Here is an 18,897-nt window from a genome sequence, read left to right on the forward strand (position 1 = left end):
AAGACATTGCAAGTCACCGACATTCCGGTTCATCACAAAATCACTAATCGCCTGCAGGCCCGTGGGTTTGAAACACTGACCGACATTCAGCAGCAGACTATTTTGCCTGCGTTAAGCGGTAAGGACATTATTGCCTCATCGCAAACGGGTTCAGGTAAAACGCTGGCGTTTCTGATCCCCGCGGTAAACCGGTTGCTCACCACTAAGGCACTTAGCAAAAAAGATCCCCGGGTTCTGATTCTTGCCCCTACCCGCGAGCTGGCCAAACAGGTGTATGGAGAGGCTAAAAGCCTGACCCAACAGCTGAACCTGGAATGTGCATTGGTAGTAGGTGGCGAAAACTACAATACCCAAACCAAGATACTGCGCCGTAGCCCGGCTATTATTGTGGGCACCGCCGGGCGTATTGCCGACCATTTACAAGACAAAACCTTTTTCCTGAACGGGTTGGAACTGCTGATTTTTGATGAAGCAGACCGGATGCTGGATTTAGGCTTTGCGTCCCAGCTGAATATGATTAATCAATTTGCTGACCACCGTAAACGTCAGACCATGATGTTTTCGGCCACCCTGGACAATATTGAGCTGAATCATTTGAGCAAAAACCTGCTTAAAGCGCCGGTTCGCATTGCGGTTGGTCAGGCTACCGCCGCGCACGCAGATATCAGCCAGCACTGTTATTACGCCGATGATGTTGCCCATAAAGATAAGCTGCTGTCTTTGTGCCTTAAGGACGCTGAGTATAATCAGGCGATTATTTTTACTGCAACCCGTGAAGACACCGACCGCATCACGGCGATATTAAACGAGCAGAACCTGCATGCCATAGCCCTGCGTGGCGACTTACCGCAAAGCCAGCGGGCTCAGATCATGAGCGAATTCAGCCGTGGTCAGCATAGTATTCTGGTTACCACCGATGTGGCATCACGGGGGCTCGATTTATTAAAAGTAGGTTTGGTTATTAATTTCGACCTGCCTAAACAATCTGATGAGTACATTCACCGGATTGGCCGTACCGGCCGGGCTGGTAAAAAAGGTCATGCTGTATCACTGGTAGGCCCGCGTGACTGGCGTAGTTTTGAGTCAATTATTACGCATATTGACTATGCACTGGGCTGTACTGATCATGAACAGTCACCGGCAAAATTCAAGGGTTTAAAGGTGAAAAAAGCAGCCAGTAAACCGCAGCAGGATACTGGCAGCAAGCAGCAGGAAAAATCCAGAAAACCGGCCAAACCTAAAAAACGGGTAGACACAATCGCCGGCGAAGATGTAGGTATGAAACCGGTCATGCGTAAAAAGCGCAACACTGATTTAAGCGATGACGAAGACGAGTAAGTACAAACGCGCTTAAACACGCTGCGAGCCCCCGCCATCCAGGGAGGGGCTCGACATTATCAAACTTTCTCTTCACACTTCAGCTACGCCCATCTTCTCTCCCCTTTTGTCATAACCACGTATAAGTCTATAAGCGGATAAGATGGAATATCTCACTTATGCCGGGACTAACTATAGCTGCATGCCCAGCATTTTCCGCTGTAGCGGCAAAAGATATGTATCACCAGGTAATGAATGCAGGATATCTTCACACTCCTATCCCCCAAGTCGCCCATTAAGACAACAGCACACGCCGCTCTGGCTGGTGATATGGAGCATCAACGGTTTACTTTAAACACGAAGAAGTCATGCATGTCTGACTCAGGTCTAAAAATAATAGTTAGGATGTCACGTCAATACCCCGCCGCAACGCGGCGCAAATGATAATGCCTTAATTATGTATGGTGCCGTAATAGTGAAAGTTAGTTTTGCGATCTTCAACCTGTCTTCATCTTAATGATCATATTACCGGTTTTTATATTAAAAACCTTATTTGAACAGGTGGAATATATGAATCTATACATAGAATCTCTGGAAGGCGGCTACTACGTAGTGGCAACCGGCAACGATGAAACACAAAAACCGGTAATGGCAGATTCTGGCAGGCCGCAAACCTTCAATTCTGTTGACCAGATACGCGAATACTTTCATGGCAAACACTTTGATAAAGTCTGGCTGAAGCAGTGTACGCCTTATGACGAAATGGTCGGTCAGGCAGACAATACAGAAAAAACTCTGGATGTTGAAATAGCGTGGTAATGCCTGTGCGCTGATTCTTTACAGGTTCAGATCGCTTTAAACCAGGCTGCGTATGTAGCCTGAAATGCCATCGTATTCACCCACTGTTTGCTGTGAGTGAATACAGGTAATGAAATTACAGCGCCCTACTCTGCATCATTGGAGGCTAGCAGGTTAACCCAGCTTTCTGACTCACACAGGGTGAATTCATAGATATCATCATTGTTAAGTCGTAACAAAAAAGCTTCGGTATAAACAGGTTTTTCAGGTGTGCCTATATTTTTACGGCTGACCGATGTAACGTCTTGCCTGGCTAGCCGGTATGGGCCAAGTCCAAAATCTTTATTGTGGGGTTCCCAGTACACTTCATTGTCGAATATTGAGATACGGCCATCGGAGCGTGATGCGCCGCGTTGCAAGGTAGCAAAAGATGATTTGAGAGGCTGTAATAACATAATAATCCTTTATCTAAACAGTATTAATAACGACGTTCGGGCAATCCTCGCCCTGTTTTTTACCGACTACACTTTACGCTCTAATGATTAAATTACAAGCAAATTTATGCTCTTCTGCCATGTCTGAAACAACCTTGCTATTTTTATATCAAATATAGGTATGGTGCCGTAATTCAGAAGGCGGGCATTTGGTTTGTGATCAAATACACCAGGCCTAAGTTAACCACCAGCGTGCCCCAGAAAATGACTCTGAATGGCTGTTTACGCGACTTATGTCGCAAGTGATACCGGGCTAGCATCGCGCCTGGCCATCCACCAGCTACCGACAGCATGTGCAGGTTCCGCTCTTTAATGCGCCACTGATTACGCTGCGCTGCCCGTTTGTCTATGGCATAGGCTGTGTAGGTGATAACGCTCATCACAACATAAATGCCTGTCGTCACCAACGATAAAACCCGGGCCAGATAAAGGCTGGTCAGAATAGTCAGTAGCATAGTTAGCAGCAACCCAACCGGAAAGGACTTGCTGCCGGGCACCAATGCCTGTCTGATGCGCTGGTGATGAGAAAACTGCACGTTTGTTGCCCTGGGTTTAGCGCTTTGGTCAGGCCGGGTAAAAAATGTTACCCGCGCGCCTTTTCGCGGTCGTGCTTCCTGGCTGCTAAAGTCACTGATATGAAAAAACAAGCGCGCACCAGAATCATCATGAGTAATATAGCCAAAGCCTTTTTTATCGTTCCACTGACTTACTTTTCCCTGTTGTCTGTGTTCTTTACTTGCCAATCACGACCTCTTCATTTTTCCATTCATCCGCTTTTTACTGTCTTCACACTGTTGCAGTACGCTGATGGGCATCGGCGAGCCTCTTTTAAGAGATAAGTAGCATTATACACAACAAGACTTGGCAGTTTGCTCAGGGTGCGTATAAAAAACCGCATGAGTATAAGCAGAATAATTTACTACTTGAGCAGACTTACAAAAAATAATAGGCAACAGATAAACGCCATATTCTTCTGCCTGTCATGAAACGAGGCCGCACCGGACCAAACCCACCCGTTCAGTATTTTTCATCAGTAGCGTTTACACCGGGATATGTGGAAACATAAAAATAGCCCATGGCTTTTCTGGCAAAAAAACTAACCGCACTGACACAACAGAACTGGTAAATATCATCAATATATACCTACCTAGGCTTCTGACGTGATACCCGCTCCATCGATAACGCCACCACTTCGTATATAGGGTTTTTATATCCATACTACCACCAACAAACACCCTCAATATTTGTATTAATGGCAACCTGAGATAAATCGCAAGAGGGATCTATTTGATACCGTTTAATATCTTCTTCTATGAATGCTGAGATAGACACCGGCGTGGTTTGAATGCTCTGTCTGGTTCTACGTGTCACTTTTTTTGTTATTGCCATACATAGAAAGGTCGGATTGCTGTTTGTTTTATGCCTGGGCCTGTTATCTGGTCAGCGCTCCCTTTTCAAGCGTCTTTTTATAAAACCCATGATTCGTTACATAAAAGAATGCGTTTGAAATGACTGAATCTTTGATGAATGCAAGTCAGCGCAATGATATTGGCCGTTAACTCAAACCAAGGATGTCTTGTGGCATAGACTTACTTCAGGAGTGATGTTCAGACGCTACATCAATACAGGGTGCCTTTGTATATCGGTTAACAGCATAAGCCAGGGTACCGGCATAAACATCAAGCAAAATATGCAGAACAATGACCACAAGCAGGCTCTCAATATACAAAAACACGCCGCACAGTAATGCGCCCACCAGCATCGTTTTTATAACATGCTGCCACCCCAGGTACGCATGCCACAACCCAAAAGCCACACTGCTTAACACCAGCGCGAAAGACCAGTGAAAGTGCTCATTGATAACGCCATATAAATACCAGCGAAATATAAGCTCTTCACAAATCCCTGCACTGACTGAGACCACCAGCACAAATAGCGCATAGTCTTTACCCGACAGCGGCAGCATGGCGTGCATGGCCTCACCGCCCTGACTGAGCGCATGAGCAACATAACTGCGTACTGCCTCTGTACGCTTAATCACATGCACTATGTAACCGATATAGCCCATAAGGCCAATCAGAAGTGCCCCGGCCACAGCATAACAGCCGTTTTGATATATTCAGTCTGTTTTGTGCTTCGCCAGTATTTATCCAGCAGCCAGTCGGTAACAGGAAAGAGCGCAAGCATTATCAGTAACATCACTTCCATGTTTGTCATCAAATAGCCTCCATGCCAATAAAAGAGCACCCATGCATTACATGGCGCAAAACGGTTATCTGCGTTTTTCCACTTTCCAGGGTGGATTCAACCGGTTTTCTCCTGCCCAGTATAGTTTTATCTTATTGCCTGACGGGTCCTGTAAAATAGCTTCTTTCCACAGATACCGCTGAGCCACTGGCGGCTGGTCGAATATAACGCCTTTGCTGCACAAGGTTTCATACAGCACATCAAGCTGCTCATGTTCAAAATAAATGGTGGCATTGCCTGACGACGGTTCATCTACCAGAGCCAGTGAAAAAGTGGCCTCACCCTGCGGACAGGCAAATCTGGCATAATGCGGGGTATCTACAATCTGGGTGAACCCCAGTGTCAGATAAAAGTCGACTGCATCGGTCATGTTACTGACCGGCAAGGTAACCTGGTTAAGGTTCATAATATTAATTCCCTTGTGTTATCAGGGGTATGACTAAAACGCCACAAGACTCAAGTGAGTTAGATCGTGTTACACCGCGAACGGACGGCGCTGAAGATAATCTGACTCTACTTCCATCTCATACAAAATGCGGGTTGCCTCCAGGTTGAGACTGTCATGCATGTGCGCCCGGGCGGACTCATAGTCTTCACTCATGGTAATATCCGCCGCCGCCCGATAGGTTGCCTCATCGGGCCATTGGGCGTAGGCAATAAACCGGCCGCTGGCATCCTGGTGAAGACGCGAGCCAAGGCTGCCTTTGAACACATAAATTCCCTGCGTAGTACGCGGCCAGGACTCCAGAAACTGCGCCTCGAACCCCTCTTTTACTACAAATTCAAACATAACAATAAACACGCTCTGTATCTCCCTGTGGCGGTATTATTCAACGTAGTGTTATAAAAAATGACCTAAAACACGACAACTGTATATTTATACAGCCTCCGGTAAAAACAGCATTTATTGTGCTGTCGGTAACAGCATTAACCCTCCATAGGGCTTACATGAACATCGCTTGCATGCCTATGCGCAGCGGCGGGTAAAGGTTAGCACAGGTTGTCATTCAGGCTGTTGTACCATTTTTTATAGGGCGTGTTTTTGGCCAGATACCGGTTAAAGTCTTTCTGGTTATCGCTCCACCACACCGGCCCGCGCTCACCCAACGCTATTTTTGCTTTGTTGACCTGTTCCCGGGCCGCTTTCAGGAGTGCTTCGTCATCATCGGCCTTGGCCTGCTTAACCGCACGCCGGGCATCCATCAGATTTTTAACGTAGGTATTGCGCTCGGCTTCGCTTAAATTCGGATTGGTTGCACGCCATAGCTTGCCCTTAACCACAAAATACCGTCCGTCAGGGGTTACCGGATACTTCATTGCCGCTCCTGCATGTAATCTAAATGCTTAGATACGGCTTAAATGGCAGATTGCCCAGTATTAAAGATCACCAGATACAACGAATAGATGAACAGCCACAGGATCTGGCAACCGTAACTCAGGCGCTGATAAAGCCCGGGGCGAGATTTTTTCTTTAACGCTGTTGCTAACTGCCAAGAAAAATACAGACATCCCATAATACTCAATGCAGACATCAGTCTGAGCATCGCGGGGTAAAAGTCAGAAAAAGAGACAGCAGCCGGTGCAATGATAAAGGACAGAAGCATAACCAGGTGTGCACCAGACTCGCGGAGGTTGGTGTTTTGGTATAGGGATCGGCGTCCATCGGAAAATATCCACATACCCAGGTGCACACACCGTGCACAATAATCATAGCGCCTATGCACAAGGTTGGAAGGTGATCATTGAACGTGAATACCACATAGCAACCAAACAGAACAAACAGTATCCCCAGAGGATAGTTATTAATGGCAGGTGACAGCTTCTGTGTAGGGCAGCCAGACGCGCCCAACTCACTGCAAAACTGTTTGCTATGGCTGTATCCTGGATAAAACAAAGAGGCAATATAGATCCCCGTCACTAACCAGATACAGGCAAGCAGCCCTGAATAAGCAATAAAATCTAACATAGTCATTCTTCCTGAATCTGACTAAAACGTCCTGTTGCTAATGTTACAGGTACTAATGTTTCTAGTACTAGCCCTGTTTATCCGAGTGCTTCAGCCTGGATATAATGAGGCTGGCAAGCGAAAAAACACCAGTCCAAGGCAACACACGCCAATCAGTGCGCACGGTGCGGCAACAATCAGCATTTGCTTACTCCAGGCAAACACAGCCAGTACCGTGCAGACCACACCCAGTGAAAGCTCAATAAGAAACCTCTCCCAGTCAAGGGTGTACCCTGGCTGAATGGGTTTTAACAAGAAGTTGATGCGTGCTGACACCGGCCTCTCCTGCAAAATATGGCTATGAGTACTCAGATGTCGGCTTTTCAGCGCCACAAACCAGTGTTTCCTCGCCAAGGTGATAAACATTGTTTATGGCAACATACGTACCAGACACCACACCGGATATAGGTAACAGAACCAGACCGCTGACAGAATAAAAGGTGTTGGTATCCTCGAAACCATTGATGATCTTCAGCGTTTTACGATCTGAGGATATTTCGCATTTATTCACTTTTGCCGTATCGGTTTGTGGCACAACAATACAGCCGGTAAGCACGGGCACTACCCAAAGCAGAGAAAACAGATACTTCACCATTAAGTCCTTTTATTGTTAAACATCAGCTAATGCTTTTGTGCGCATCATCCAGCCTGGGGCTCTGGTTTTAAATCGGTGCAAGGCAGAGCCTCCTGACACGTGCAGATAAAAACGCTATGAACAATCTTTGGTGGTATTTACCCAGCCTCGTACTGTTATAACCACGTCAGCGTTTGTTTATTTTTACACCAAAACAGCGATAAAAACATCCTGACAGAAAAACAAAGCACAATAAGCTGTGAAGGCCACAGGCAACATGCAGAACAAGAAGTACAAAGAAAACAGATGAAAAGTGCCGCCGCATGATCCGGCAAAGCCCAGGGCTATAATGACGGGGTATTTGACGTAAGCCGGCGTTTTTCGCCGGCAAACTTATCAAACAACGCCTCGTGAGCCGCTTTACTGAATGTATCGGTGCGATATTCATACTGGCTAATCCAGTCGATCAACATCGCTAAATTAGCATCCTGGGCTTCTTTAGATGAATACTTGTGCGGCTCCCACGGTCTGGCTCTGGCATTAGCAATACAAGCCTGAACCGGCAGGCACAGGTAAATGACCCTGGTGGCGTAGCCACAGGCGTATTCAAGCAAATCAGAGTAACACCCTTCAATAACCCAGTCAGTGTGGCTAAGGACAAATTCGTCCATTGCCTGCCTCGATTCTTCAACAGAGCGACGCACCGGAGGCGAAACCGGCTGCCAGGCCAGCGTATCCAAATCCAGATGCGCCAGAGATTGCTGCTCAGATAACCGGTTTGCCAGGGTAGATTTACCCGCACCAGAGTTACCAAAAATCACAATTTTTGTCATCGCCCCTTCCGTTTTTTGGTGCCGGCTACTAACCGGAAATTGCCATTACCCTTGTTCAGCTATCAGATAAACCAAATTCGCTTCTTGGGATTGACCCAGGCCCGATTAAGCTCATCACGCCTTCTTCCTGTATAGTCTGCTTCACCTCTGACAGCGCTTCTTCAGCGGTGGTAAACAAATCGTCCCATATAGTGGAGTTATTAAACTCATCTACCACCTCAAGCATCCAGTCCGGTTCGCCTTTCATCCGGTATATTTCAACCTGTACGGTTTTTCCGGCACTTGAGATGGCTTGTGATAGTTCTGAAAATTCCAACTGTGGTTCGTCAAGCATTGATAAAACCTTGTATATATACAGGCATTGCATTATCGCTGCACCTGCCTGTGCATTATTAAAAATCAACTGTAAAACAGCAGTGTACCAATTTCCAGATGGATGAGAACAGAATGGCTGCATCTATATACTATCCCAGTAACACAGTTTGTCCTTGCTTGTACTGGTAAATTTCTCTGCCAGAAAATCAATCACCACCCTCACCTTAGCCGCCAGATCATCTGTTTCCATATACAGTGCCGTAATCAACTGCTGCACTAAATTGGTTGTTACCTGATAATTTTCCTTTAAAGCCACCAGCCTGCCGCTTTTGAGTTCTGACCAATCAACCAGGTAGGCAAAACAATGAGACCGCCTCACCCACCGCGCTTGCCACCAGTGTTTCAGCATTATTGCTGTAAAGCGAGCCGCCAACATCAATAACCGCTAGCTGCTCTTTTCCAATAAACCAGCGATTAACGCCTTGAGTGCCTTTAAACACAAGGCAATTATGTTGCTCCAGATCCTCTGGTGTGCAGGGTTTTACATAGGAATACAGATAGTCAGGACTCGCGGCCATACAGTCGTCGGAGGATAAAAATGGCCCAGATTCATACAGCAAGGTAACGCCAAAATGTTCTTCAAGAAATGAAACCGCCTCGGCTAAACCGGGTACCGTAAAGCCAATATGATCGGTGTTTGTCAGTCCTGGAATGGCATTACTCATCTCCCCGTTCATGAGGAAATAGTATTCAGCGCGCCCATCGCCGTTGCGCCTTTAATAAATTCTCTGTATACCGAAACAAATACAATCAGCGGCATTCACCAGGCCTCACCGGCAACACGCACTGTCATATCGCCCCATACCGGGTTAATTGTTTTAAGCCCCTCGATGAGTGACGGGTCATTCAGCACAGCGTTGTTCTTCTGTTCAGTCACTGTTTGCTCTTAACATCTTGTTGATGGTGGCTAATGGCGGGGCACTACAGTGAGCAGGACGGATTGAAAAACAAGGTGCACGGAACAGCTCCTATGCATGTTTTGCACAAATATATGCATGACAAATGGGAGTCAGAGGAGATAAGTAAAAATTCACCTTTCCATTGGTGATTTTTTGACAAGCCAGAGTGGTTATGACAGCTTAGGAAAGTTAAACAACAAAATGTAACTCTGGCCTGTTAGCGAGAAAAGGAATTTCAAATGCATCAAAAGCTTGCCTATGTGTTTATCGGCTTGATACTAAGCATCAGCTTTAATGCAACCGCTAAAGTCCGAGGCGAAGCTATGGTGACAACCGTAACTTCAAAAATATTGAGTGAGTCGCGGGAACTGCTCATCCACTTACCCAATAATTATTCGCGCTACAAAGACACCACTTACCCTGTTTTATATTTATTGGACGGCCAGCGCAACTTTGCGCATACCGTAGGCACACTAGACCTACTCAATCAGTCGGGTATGGCCCAAGAAATGATTGTTGTAGGCATCACAAACACTGAACGTACGCGAGATTTCACACCTACCTATGATGAAAGCTACAACGAATGGGGAATATCAGGTGGAGCAGACCACTTTTTAGACTTTCTGGAAAAAGAGCTAAAACCTTATGTAACTTCAAACTATCGAACCAACAACTACGCAATACTTGCCGGGCACTCGTTAAGCGCGTTGTTCACCGTCTATACCCTTCATGAAAGGCCCGATATGTTTCAAGCATATTTCGCTTTTAGCCCTAGCTTGTGGTGGCATGAAGAAGTGATATTTCCAGAAGCAAAAGAGTTTTTTAAATCAGACAGTGACCTGAATAAATACCTTTATGTGAATATGGGTAGCGAAGATGGAACAATGCTTAGCGCATACGAACATTACTCTGAGCTGCTGAACAGTAGCACACGAAAAGGGTTTACGTTTGATATCGAATTAGATACGTCTGAAAGCCATAATACTACAGCGCTTGCAGGTATGAGCCTTGCCCTTCAAAAGCATATTAATTCGCTGCGGCCTTCAGGCAAGGTTATCCAGGGTGGTCTCCCTGCGGTAGAGCAATACTACGAAGATCTTTCTGAAAAGTACGGGTTTCACGCCAAACCAGAATATAAAGCAGTAAATCACGCTGGCTATGCAGCACTGAATAAAAAAGACTTTGAGTCGGCAATTTCGATTTTTAAGAAGAATGTTGCTAGCTTCCCAAACAAGTCTGATGCATACGACAGCCTGGCAGATGGCTATGAAGCTAAAGGCGATTTGGCCATGGCGCTTAAAATGAGAAAGAAAGCACTAGCGGTAAGCTATGAAGAAAATGTGGAAAATAATGCTTATAAAACGCGGCTGAAAAATTTAGATAAAAAATCGATAAAGACGAGACAAAGTAAGGCGCCAAAGAACCTGTTACTTGTTGTTGAGATTTAAATTTGCACGAACCTGAGCAATAACAAGTACTGCCTTGCATAAATACCCAAAAAGCAGACGTTTAAGGTATTCTTACTAACAACTTCAAGACAAAGTATTTTTAGTACTAGATAAAAATTTGAGGTTTATGAAAATAAACTTAAAAGCGACATAGCTATCATTTTCAGAGTAAATGGAGCAATAGCCTCTTCGTACAGAGAGAAGGATACCTGGCTTGCGCCTAAAAATGGACGCTTAGATTATGCTAATACAACTAAAAAGAGTGGCTCCACATGAAAAATTAAAAATTTTATTTATAGTGACCACTCTGACTATATTATAGTACGCATTTATATATCATGATGGAAAAATAGCTGAAGACGTAACGTTAAAATTATTAGCCTGCATGATACTGGGGCCCATTTTAATCTTAGGTTATGCAGTAAAATTGGTAATATATTACACGTTCCCAAACAAACTAACATTTAACACAGAAACGAATAATATATTTGACTATAAAAATGCATTGCATGCGAAAAAAAGAGTTATCAGACAAGAAGGTTGTTATAGAATTAATTCATCGGAAATTTCTATTTATAGAGCCTGTTATTTATGAAAATACTGAAAAAAACGGTTCAGAGACTGGGAAGTAGATACGGCACTGAGCAAGCAAGGTACGAGCGCACTTATCAGCCTGGTCAAACACAAAAGTAAAGTCGATCTTATACGTAAATTACAGCGAAAAGTGCAGCCGATGTAGCCGGCCATGGTTGGGATTCTTTGGACATATAGAAGTCATGTCCGAACTGTTAAGACAGACAAAGACAGTGCACTTTGTGTTGTTTCTCAAACTGTCGAACCAAGGTGATGTGTTCTAGCTCTAAGATGGGCAAAATGTGTTTATTAAATGGGTTAATTACAGTAAGTACAACGTTAAAGAAGGCAAAACAGTACAGTTTCTTTCGCCAAGAGATTTACTGAACTAATGCCCTTTCAAAATATTTGAATAGGCGAAAATGCAGATTCCAAATAGCCCTTGTTTTCGGCTAGTTTGTCAAATCTCAGTATTTGCTCTGCAGACAGTCTAGTTAATTTAACAGGAATAAATGGTTAGCAATGTTCTAAGCGTTCACTATTTGTACTATTGATATGTAACAGCATAGCTCTTCAATAGCTGCCGTTATACGTATCTCTAGTTTTGTATAACCTTTGCAGTTTTGATATCCATATCAATATATTAGTGTGCCAATATAAAGCGCTTGTAGAAGCGCTAACGTTTGGATAAAGTCCAGACTAAGAGCCCATATAGAACCTAGAGTCTGTTAACAGTTTATCCATCGCGCGGGCCAAAAGACTCTATCAGCTCCAGAAATGAAGCCGCGAACATATAAGATAACACGGATACTTTTTGCAAAATCAGAAAAGGACGCGATGCTTTAACCCTTTTTAATACACCTTTTATTTATATCACTGAATGGAGTCAGCTGGCCTTTGTTAACCACTACATTTTTTGCCGACCGAAATTGGAATTGGAAATCAGATAAAGATAAACCCCTCTCGGGTATTATCACTTCCCCTGAATTCGATTTTTATGACAAAAACTACACCTGTTTACTTCCCAAAGCCGTATGGGAAAAAGTTCATTTACGGGAAATCGAAACGAATGCCAGCTTGAGCGTAACTGTTCGAGACCTCCGCGAAGAGGAAGAGGCGGAGTTCGAATTTGAAGTGATTTCAATTGACTTCGAACCACCTGAGGAAAAATGGCGAACTCTGGTCACGGATTTAATCAAAAACAACAGAAACCCAAAGCAAGTATTTGGACATATTCATCTATCTAGCAAAGGCGACCCTGTTATCAAATGTGCCGCGAGCATATGGCTTAATGATATCGATTTCCACATCAGTGAAAGCGATTCTTCATCTATCGGTATTCACGCACTTGCAAATTACAATTCTGACAAAGATTACCCTTTCTCGATATACGCGATTGTAGGAGAGTACAGCGAGAACGACACAAAATTTGCTTGTTTTTTTAACAAGATTAATGTGCGATTCGGGGCATTAGAGTTACACAACGCCTGTGATACTGAGCAGATAAAAGTGTTAAGTAAATTGCTTAACAAAGCAAAAATGCGCTTCGGTAAAACAACAAATGAGTGGTTGGTAATCCCTCTAGTTTACTACCTTACACGCAAAAAAACGGGCGGTAACAGTAAACTCGGGCTTGACTGGGATTACATTAATAATGCCATCACGCGAGGTAGTTTCGTAACTCAAGAATTCGATACAACAGCGTCAATTGAAGCCTCATGGTTAAGGATGAATCCCACTCACCTTGAGTTTCGAGTCGCTCACACAGAGTTGATGCTTCATGGCATACGGCGTTTTGATACTGAAAGAGCAATCGAATTGAGCTTGATAGATGTCAGTCAATTAGCAAATACTTCATCAATAAAAGCGCATAATCTCTGGTTTAACTTCGATAATAAGTGGCGCATTAAGCATATTGATTTTGAAAAACTTGCGCTTGATGAACTCGATGGAAAAACGCTGGATGGCAAAGTCTTGTTTGATTGGACTCCTTACTATGTGGCCCATGATTTAGATGAAGACCAATGGCGTCGTCTTGTGCCAGCAATATTCACTCACTGCTGGGTAGCTGTCCCTGTTGAAGGTATTGGCGATATCGTTGTACAAGTCAGCCCAGCGCTTTTAAAAAATCACCGACGAATTCCCGCAAACACAGATGTGCGGATCAGACTCACAATTGATACTGAGCTGCCATTGCAAATAAATTCGAAACACACTGCTTTGATTACTCGCTGTGATCATATCGATATTGACTTAGACATCCTTGCTCCTCATGACATTTCGCGTTGGCGATTAGTCATTCACAGTGCAACTAAGTACACAGCAAAGAGTACCCCAAAATGGAAAATTTCGTTTCGCGCCCCTTCAAACCCCGCCATAACGGTAAAAGACTTTGAGCCGTTTGCCAATGCGATGTCAGCACTAGACGCGATCAAACCTGATAATAAATTTTGTACCGTTATAGCTTCCAAAATAAATAACACTTTATACGTAAAACACATCGAATCCATAGAGTTGTAACCGCATGAAAAAAGCACTGTCTCTAAATTACAATTTACTTAACGGGCATCCTTTTGGCCAATTAAGCTCGCCGCTTCTCAAAGAGAACGATTCTCTTATTCGAGAGTTTGACGATTGGCTAGCAGATTTTGATCGCCTACAAAGTGTGAAAGGGTTTGAAACAAACAATGAGGATTTAATCAAATCGTTAAACAACTTAAAGCAGTCTAAAGACAATGCAGACAAAAACGAAAAGGCTGAAAATAAAACCAAAGCCCTCGATACTGATAGGTTCGTTCTAGCGATTGATATCAAGCCTGAATTTAATAAAAACACTATTACGGTGATGACAATTCCCGTAAAAATACGCAACGTATCTGGCCAATTAAACAGATTTATCTTTTTTCCAGACCATCAGAGTATCCCTACCATTAACCCAGATCTACTTGAAGTAGACGGCAAAATCCCTGTGCGTTGCATTGGTAGTGCTGAGCAAATCGATCGCTTTGATTTTTCAACATTTCGCACAGACTCTGATGACTTGCAAGCGTGGTATAAAACAGCAGACGATTTGTTGAAAAGAGTCTCTAGTCTCACTATCGATAACATTGAAACCCATAAAGGGCTGCAACTTGAAAATCCCGATGTAGTGATAACGCTACGGCGCATACAATCAAACGATGCGGCTAATCGCAATATCATTAATTTGTATGATGAAATTCTTACTAGTAGTGACGATGTGTTGCAACAAACCTCTCTAGCCCATGCTGACGTTGCTTATGTCGAAAATGAATTGCCTGGTGGGATCAAGTGGTTATCTGACGACTACCTGTTAACTATAACTGAACAACGTCAAAAGCCGTTTCTGGCACACATGGATGAATGCAAAGGCGAAGACACTCAGGATTATACCCATAGAGAACTATTCGCGCTGGACAATACCCAACGCGGCGTGGCCAGTGTCGCAGCATATATGCGCACCGGTGATGTGCTTGCAGTTAATGGCCCGCCGGGTTCGGGAAAAACCGCGATGCTCAAAGCAGTGATAAGCCATCAATATGTTGAAGCGGCATTAGCACAAGCCTCATGCCCTATTGTTGTCGGGGTTGGTGGTACTAATCAATCAGTAACGAATATCGTTAATGCCTTTCCCGGCGTTCTTTACAAAGGTAACGGGAAACCCCTCTATCATATGAGACGTTGGATTTCAGGGCCTGATAATTATGGTACTTATTTTCCGTCACTTGCGGCAAAAGAAAGCATGCCTGACGGTGCAGTTCTTGGAGAGATTGATAAGAATAATAAAGGTGGTGTGGTAAGGTGGAGCGATGCACTTTCAAAACTGAATGATCCCACTCAGCTCGATAGTCTGATTAAAGAATACCTTACTCATGCACAAGTACATTTTGGCGAATCATTCACCACAGTTGACGACGTTGTTAGCAAATTGCATAGCACACTAACTGAACTTGCGACGACCGTTGAAAGCCTTTATCGCAGTTTAATCAGGGCTTTTGACGAAAATTTTGCCATTCCGCCTCAAGAACATGCAGACTTTGCGCAATATTTCGATAACAATACTTTTAACCCACAAGGTGCCAAGTTAATAGAAATGCTTTATGAGCTTGCGCAAGGTGGCCTCGAAAGAAAGCATGAAATATATAGTGACGTTTGCCGTGAATACATTAGAGACAATCAGCTAGAAGATGATCCACAAGCGCTCGCTAGAAATGACATTCAACTAACCAACATAGCGAAGATCATTATTGCCGATCGTGCTGTGGATTTGCTTGTGCGCTCAGAGCTTTTTCATTTTGCAGCCCGCTACTGGGAAGGACGATATCTTGCATCATGTGATAGCCAATTACTCATCTATGCATCACCATCCAATTTAGAATTGGGCCTCAGAAGAATGTGTATGTTGACCCCTATTCTGGTCTCCACGGTCCAATCAGCACCCAAACTGTTTGCATACGCAAAGCCCCCGGGATTGTCTGGGACACCCTACTTACTCGGAAAAGCCGACCTTCTTATTATTGATGAGGCAGGGCAAGCCGATATTCGTACTACACTCCCTCTACTTGGATTATCCCGTAAGACTATTGCTGTAGGTGATATTGCGCAAATTCCCCCTGTTATTACCGACGCCTCGCCGATCATTGAGCAAGGTCTTTATCACACGCTGGGGATGGGGGCCAACAAGGCGCATACCCATAAATGCTTTGTGCATGCGTTTAAAAACAAATTACTCCCTAGTCTCAGTGGCAGCATCTTGCATGTATTACGGGAAATTTCATTCTATAACCATCAAGAAAAAGGTATGTCACTTCGCGGTCACTATCGATGTCAGGAGACACTTAGCCAGTTTTGTAATGAACTAGTCTATGACAATAAAATTTTTATTATACCGCCTTTGTTCAAAGAGAAAGGTCCCTATCCACCCTTATCTTGGGTATCCAGCGCCCATAAAACGCAGAAAGTGGGCACGTCCCACAAAAACAAGCGGGAAGCACTGGATATAGTTAACTGGATTATTGAACAGTGGCCGCAAATATATGACCACTATAACACCACCCCTAACGAGCCAGCAAAAAACATTAATGATCTCATTGGGATCATCAGTCCCTACAAAGCGCAGAGTTTGGAATTCATAGGTCGTACTGAGAATGACCTAAATGGAATGGGAACTAAACGAGGTCTTTTGCATACCAAGTTAATAGATGCGTTTGCTGGAACGCGTTACGCTATTAGCAAAAATGACATTGATAAGATGAAAGTCGGAACCGTCAACGCTTTACAAGGTGCAGAAAAACCCATCATTTTATTCAGTGGCACTAAAAGTGTTCAACATGGCGGTGATATTCATTACCGCTCTGACACCTACATCTTAAATGTTGCTGTATCGCGTGCAAAAGAGTGCTTCATCGCGTTTCTCTGCGAAAAAACATTTGGTATCCCAACTAACCGTGAAGCGATAGCCCCGCCGCGCGATCCAAATTCTGATTCTGTGGGATACCTTGGTTATTACATCGGTAAACGTGGACAACGCTTATACCCTAGAAGTGTGGTGATCATTGAATCTGATAATAAAATAGAAGCACTTCAACGGCATTTAGGCAACCGTTATGTCGTGGTCAGCACGAAAGGTAAACTATTTAACTTAGGCATGAACGACGAACATGCCGTCTCAATCAAGGATGGACTGTTCCCACAATATCAATTTCTAATCAGAAAGTCTGGTAAACGCCATACAAGCGACAACGGCAAAATCGCACGACAAGCGGTTGACGATATCTTAAATGCTTGCAGTGGCGCTGACATTGATGAAATTATTTTGGCTACAGATGATGATTTTGTCGGAGAACACATTGCTTGGCACTTGCGGGCTATTTTCAACCACCACCAACCACAAAACCTATCTAAACTCCATCGAGTAAGGTTGCGCGGATTAACCAAGCAATCCATAACAAGAGCCTTCGGATTGGATAACTCGCCGTATGACAATAAGAAAAACGTCAATTTAAACGTTGCTTCTGCGGAAATGGTGCGTGAAATACTTGATTTGTTATTGGCAAGAAAACTGACGTCATTGGCACAAAAGATGAAAGCTGAAAAAGCATCTGACGATGAAACGCTAGCACTCGATAAGCATTTGATAGCTGATTGCCAACAGGATTCAGTTCATGGCATGGGCCGAGTTAAAGCAGCGATACTATCGCTTGTTTATGACCATTTGCGTGCGCAACTACAGTCTATTTCCCACCCCACGGGCGCACCTGTGAACGTCAAAATCGGCAACAAAACGATAAAGGGTCGGTTGATACAACAAAAGAACGTTAAAAATATCAACACGCTAAGTAAAACCCTTAAGGCGGTCATGGAGAATGGCCAAGCGATGATGACGCCAGGCGCCATTTGGAAAGTCACGAAAGCAATATTTGATGAACGTAGTGTGGCAGCACCGGACGCATCTACCCTAAAAGTGATGAGAGAAAACGCCTTGAAAGCGGATATACCCCCCACTGATACTTATCGTGCATTAACGAGCTTATACGAAGGAAAGAATTTATGACTCAGTCAAACAGCGCCCATGAGCCTATCAAAATTCTTGTCGATGACGAAGAACTGGCAGTCGTGTATAAAGCTTTGTCCGATAAAGCCCAAAACAGCAAAAATGAATCCTATAGTGTAATGCTACAAACCCTCGACGTACTCAGTGCATTTGCCAAAGCCGATAGCGCAGGAGAAGCCCTCCTTCACGAAGCGCACATCATCTTGGAGTCCAACAAGTCCGACTGCCATATTGTCTTTGAGACCCATGAATTAGAAGAAGCTGGATGGACAGAGTATTTGCAAATCGATAACCCCGGCGATATGGAAAATACATTGAATAAAGCCGACTTGGCGAAACTAAAGCAAGGCGAGTTTGATATTGAAGTAGAGCTTCCTGATGTATTGCATAACCTAACGATTGACGAACTGTTATCGAAAATGGACGATTTTAAGATTGGCCGCCCTTCGACATATGCCGATATTCTTGATGATGTCACAAACAAGCACGAGCTGCTTGATATAACTGATGGCAATGTACGTTTAACCCAGCTTGGTCTGCGTGCGGCTGAATATTTTACATCGTTTAACTTAGAAGAATTCTCAGCCCTATTTTGTCATGAATTCAGCACTGACCTAGAAGGTATAAGCGAAGGTATCATGTCGCCTACAGACATGTTACTAAAATACCTCCCGTTAGTTGCCAGTAGAGAGGAAATTGAAGCGTTTAAAAACAACGCTTGGCGAACCTTGTCTGACATTGATATCGACGTAAAGTGAGGCCA

Annotated in this window: 18 protein-coding genes; 6 read left to right on the forward strand and 12 right to left on the reverse strand. The window is 44.1% G+C overall.

Translation table 11 applies throughout. The annotated features are described in order from the left end of the window. Positions 1-6: 6 nt before the first annotated feature. Together EZV72_RS09215 and EZV72_RS09220 are read left to right on the forward strand one after the other, a co-directional pair. On the forward strand, positions 7-1,338 hold the full coding sequence (locus EZV72_RS09215; protein ID WP_137166970.1) for a DEAD/DEAH box helicase: 1,332 nt from the start codon (positions 7-9) through the stop codon (positions 1,336-1,338). A gap of 495 nt (positions 1,339-1,833) precedes the next feature. Then, positions 1,834-2,136, forward strand: coding sequence for a DUF6482 family protein (locus EZV72_RS09220; protein ID WP_269747623.1), 303 nt, complete (start codon positions 1,834-1,836; stop codon positions 2,134-2,136). 125 nt (positions 2,137-2,261) lie between these two features. Here the strand turns inward: EZV72_RS09220 and EZV72_RS09225 are convergent, their stop codons facing one another. The 12 genes from EZV72_RS09225 to EZV72_RS18515 all read right to left on the reverse strand — a co-directional run bounded on the left by EZV72_RS09225 (position 2,262) and on the right by EZV72_RS18515 (position 9,308). Continuing rightward, positions 2,262-2,570 (reverse strand): hypothetical protein, encoded by a 309-nt coding sequence (locus tag EZV72_RS09225; RefSeq protein ID WP_137166972.1) that lies wholly within the window; start codon positions 2,568-2,570, stop codon positions 2,262-2,264. A gap of 173 nt (positions 2,571-2,743) precedes the next feature. After that, positions 2,744-3,352 carry a DUF1294 domain-containing protein gene (locus tag EZV72_RS09230; protein WP_137166973.1) on the reverse strand — a complete coding sequence of 203 codons (609 nt, stop codon included), beginning with the start codon at positions 3,350-3,352 and terminating at the stop codon, positions 2,744-2,746. 851 nt (positions 3,353-4,203) lie between these two features. After that, positions 4,204-4,704, reverse strand: coding sequence for a CPBP family intramembrane glutamic endopeptidase (locus tag EZV72_RS09235; RefSeq protein WP_137166974.1), 501 nt, complete (start codon positions 4,702-4,704; stop codon positions 4,204-4,206). Between the two features lie 177 nt (positions 4,705-4,881). After that, on the reverse strand, positions 4,882-5,262 hold the full coding sequence (locus EZV72_RS09240) for a VOC family protein (RefSeq protein WP_137166975.1): 381 nt from the start codon (positions 5,260-5,262) through the stop codon (positions 4,882-4,884). Positions 5,263-5,331: 69 nt separating this feature from the next. Beyond that, entirely contained in the window at positions 5,332-5,658 is a 327-nt protein-coding gene (locus tag EZV72_RS09245; RefSeq protein ID WP_137166976.1) for an antibiotic biosynthesis monooxygenase family protein, read from the reverse strand. Between the two features lie 188 nt (positions 5,659-5,846). Further along, on the reverse strand, positions 5,847-6,173 hold the full coding sequence (locus tag EZV72_RS09250; protein ID WP_137166977.1) for a hypothetical protein: 327 nt from the start codon (positions 6,171-6,173) through the stop codon (positions 5,847-5,849). Positions 6,174-6,387: 214 nt separating this feature from the next. Continuing rightward, positions 6,388-6,828 carry a DUF998 domain-containing protein gene (locus EZV72_RS09255; protein ID WP_332308318.1) on the reverse strand — a complete coding sequence of 147 codons (441 nt, stop codon included), beginning with the start codon at positions 6,826-6,828 and terminating at the stop codon, positions 6,388-6,390. Between the two features lie 84 nt (positions 6,829-6,912). After that, on the reverse strand, positions 6,913-7,137 hold the full coding sequence (locus EZV72_RS09260) for a hypothetical protein (protein ID WP_137166978.1): 225 nt from the start codon (positions 7,135-7,137) through the stop codon (positions 6,913-6,915). A gap of 22 nt (positions 7,138-7,159) precedes the next feature. Further along, positions 7,160-7,456 carry a hypothetical protein gene (locus EZV72_RS09265; protein WP_137166979.1) on the reverse strand — a complete coding sequence of 99 codons (297 nt, stop codon included), beginning with the start codon at positions 7,454-7,456 and terminating at the stop codon, positions 7,160-7,162. A gap of 323 nt (positions 7,457-7,779) precedes the next feature. After that, positions 7,780-8,268 carry an AAA family ATPase gene (locus tag EZV72_RS09270; protein ID WP_137166980.1) on the reverse strand — a complete coding sequence of 163 codons (489 nt, stop codon included), beginning with the start codon at positions 8,266-8,268 and terminating at the stop codon, positions 7,780-7,782. Between the two features lie 55 nt (positions 8,269-8,323). Beyond that, a complete protein-coding gene (locus tag EZV72_RS09275; protein WP_137166981.1) occupies positions 8,324-8,602 on the reverse strand; it encodes a hypothetical protein in 279 nt (92 codons plus the stop codon). 325 nt (positions 8,603-8,927) lie between these two features. After that, on the reverse strand, positions 8,928-9,308 hold the full coding sequence (locus EZV72_RS18515) for a LysR substrate-binding domain-containing protein (protein WP_217495160.1): 381 nt from the start codon (positions 9,306-9,308) through the stop codon (positions 8,928-8,930). Between the two features lie 473 nt (positions 9,309-9,781). On the opposite strand from EZV72_RS18515, the gene EZV72_RS09290 reads away from it, so the two are divergent. The 4 genes from EZV72_RS09290 (at position 9,782) to EZV72_RS09305 (ending at position 18,892) form a co-directional block, all read left to right on the forward strand. Next, on the forward strand, positions 9,782-10,990 hold the full coding sequence (locus EZV72_RS09290) for an alpha/beta hydrolase-fold protein (RefSeq protein ID WP_137166982.1): 1,209 nt from the start codon (positions 9,782-9,784) through the stop codon (positions 10,988-10,990). Between the two features lie 1,470 nt (positions 10,991-12,460). Continuing rightward, positions 12,461-14,083 (forward strand): hypothetical protein, encoded by a 1,623-nt coding sequence (locus EZV72_RS09295; protein WP_137166983.1) that lies wholly within the window; start codon positions 12,461-12,463, stop codon positions 14,081-14,083. Between the two features lie 4 nt (positions 14,084-14,087). Beyond that, on the forward strand, positions 14,088-18,134 hold the full coding sequence (locus tag EZV72_RS09300) for an AAA domain-containing protein (protein ID WP_137166984.1): 4,047 nt from the start codon (positions 14,088-14,090) through the stop codon (positions 18,132-18,134). Continuing rightward, positions 18,131-18,892 (forward strand): DNA topoisomerase, encoded by a 762-nt coding sequence (locus tag EZV72_RS09305; RefSeq protein ID WP_137166985.1) that lies wholly within the window; start codon positions 18,131-18,133, stop codon positions 18,890-18,892. The genes EZV72_RS09300 and EZV72_RS09305 overlap by 4 nt, the downstream gene beginning before the upstream one ends. Positions 18,893-18,897 lie beyond the last annotated feature (5 nt).

Source organism: Salinimonas lutimaris, from assembly GCF_005222225.1.
GTDB classification, from domain to species: Bacteria; Pseudomonadota; Gammaproteobacteria; order Enterobacterales; family Alteromonadaceae; genus Alteromonas; species Alteromonas lutimaris.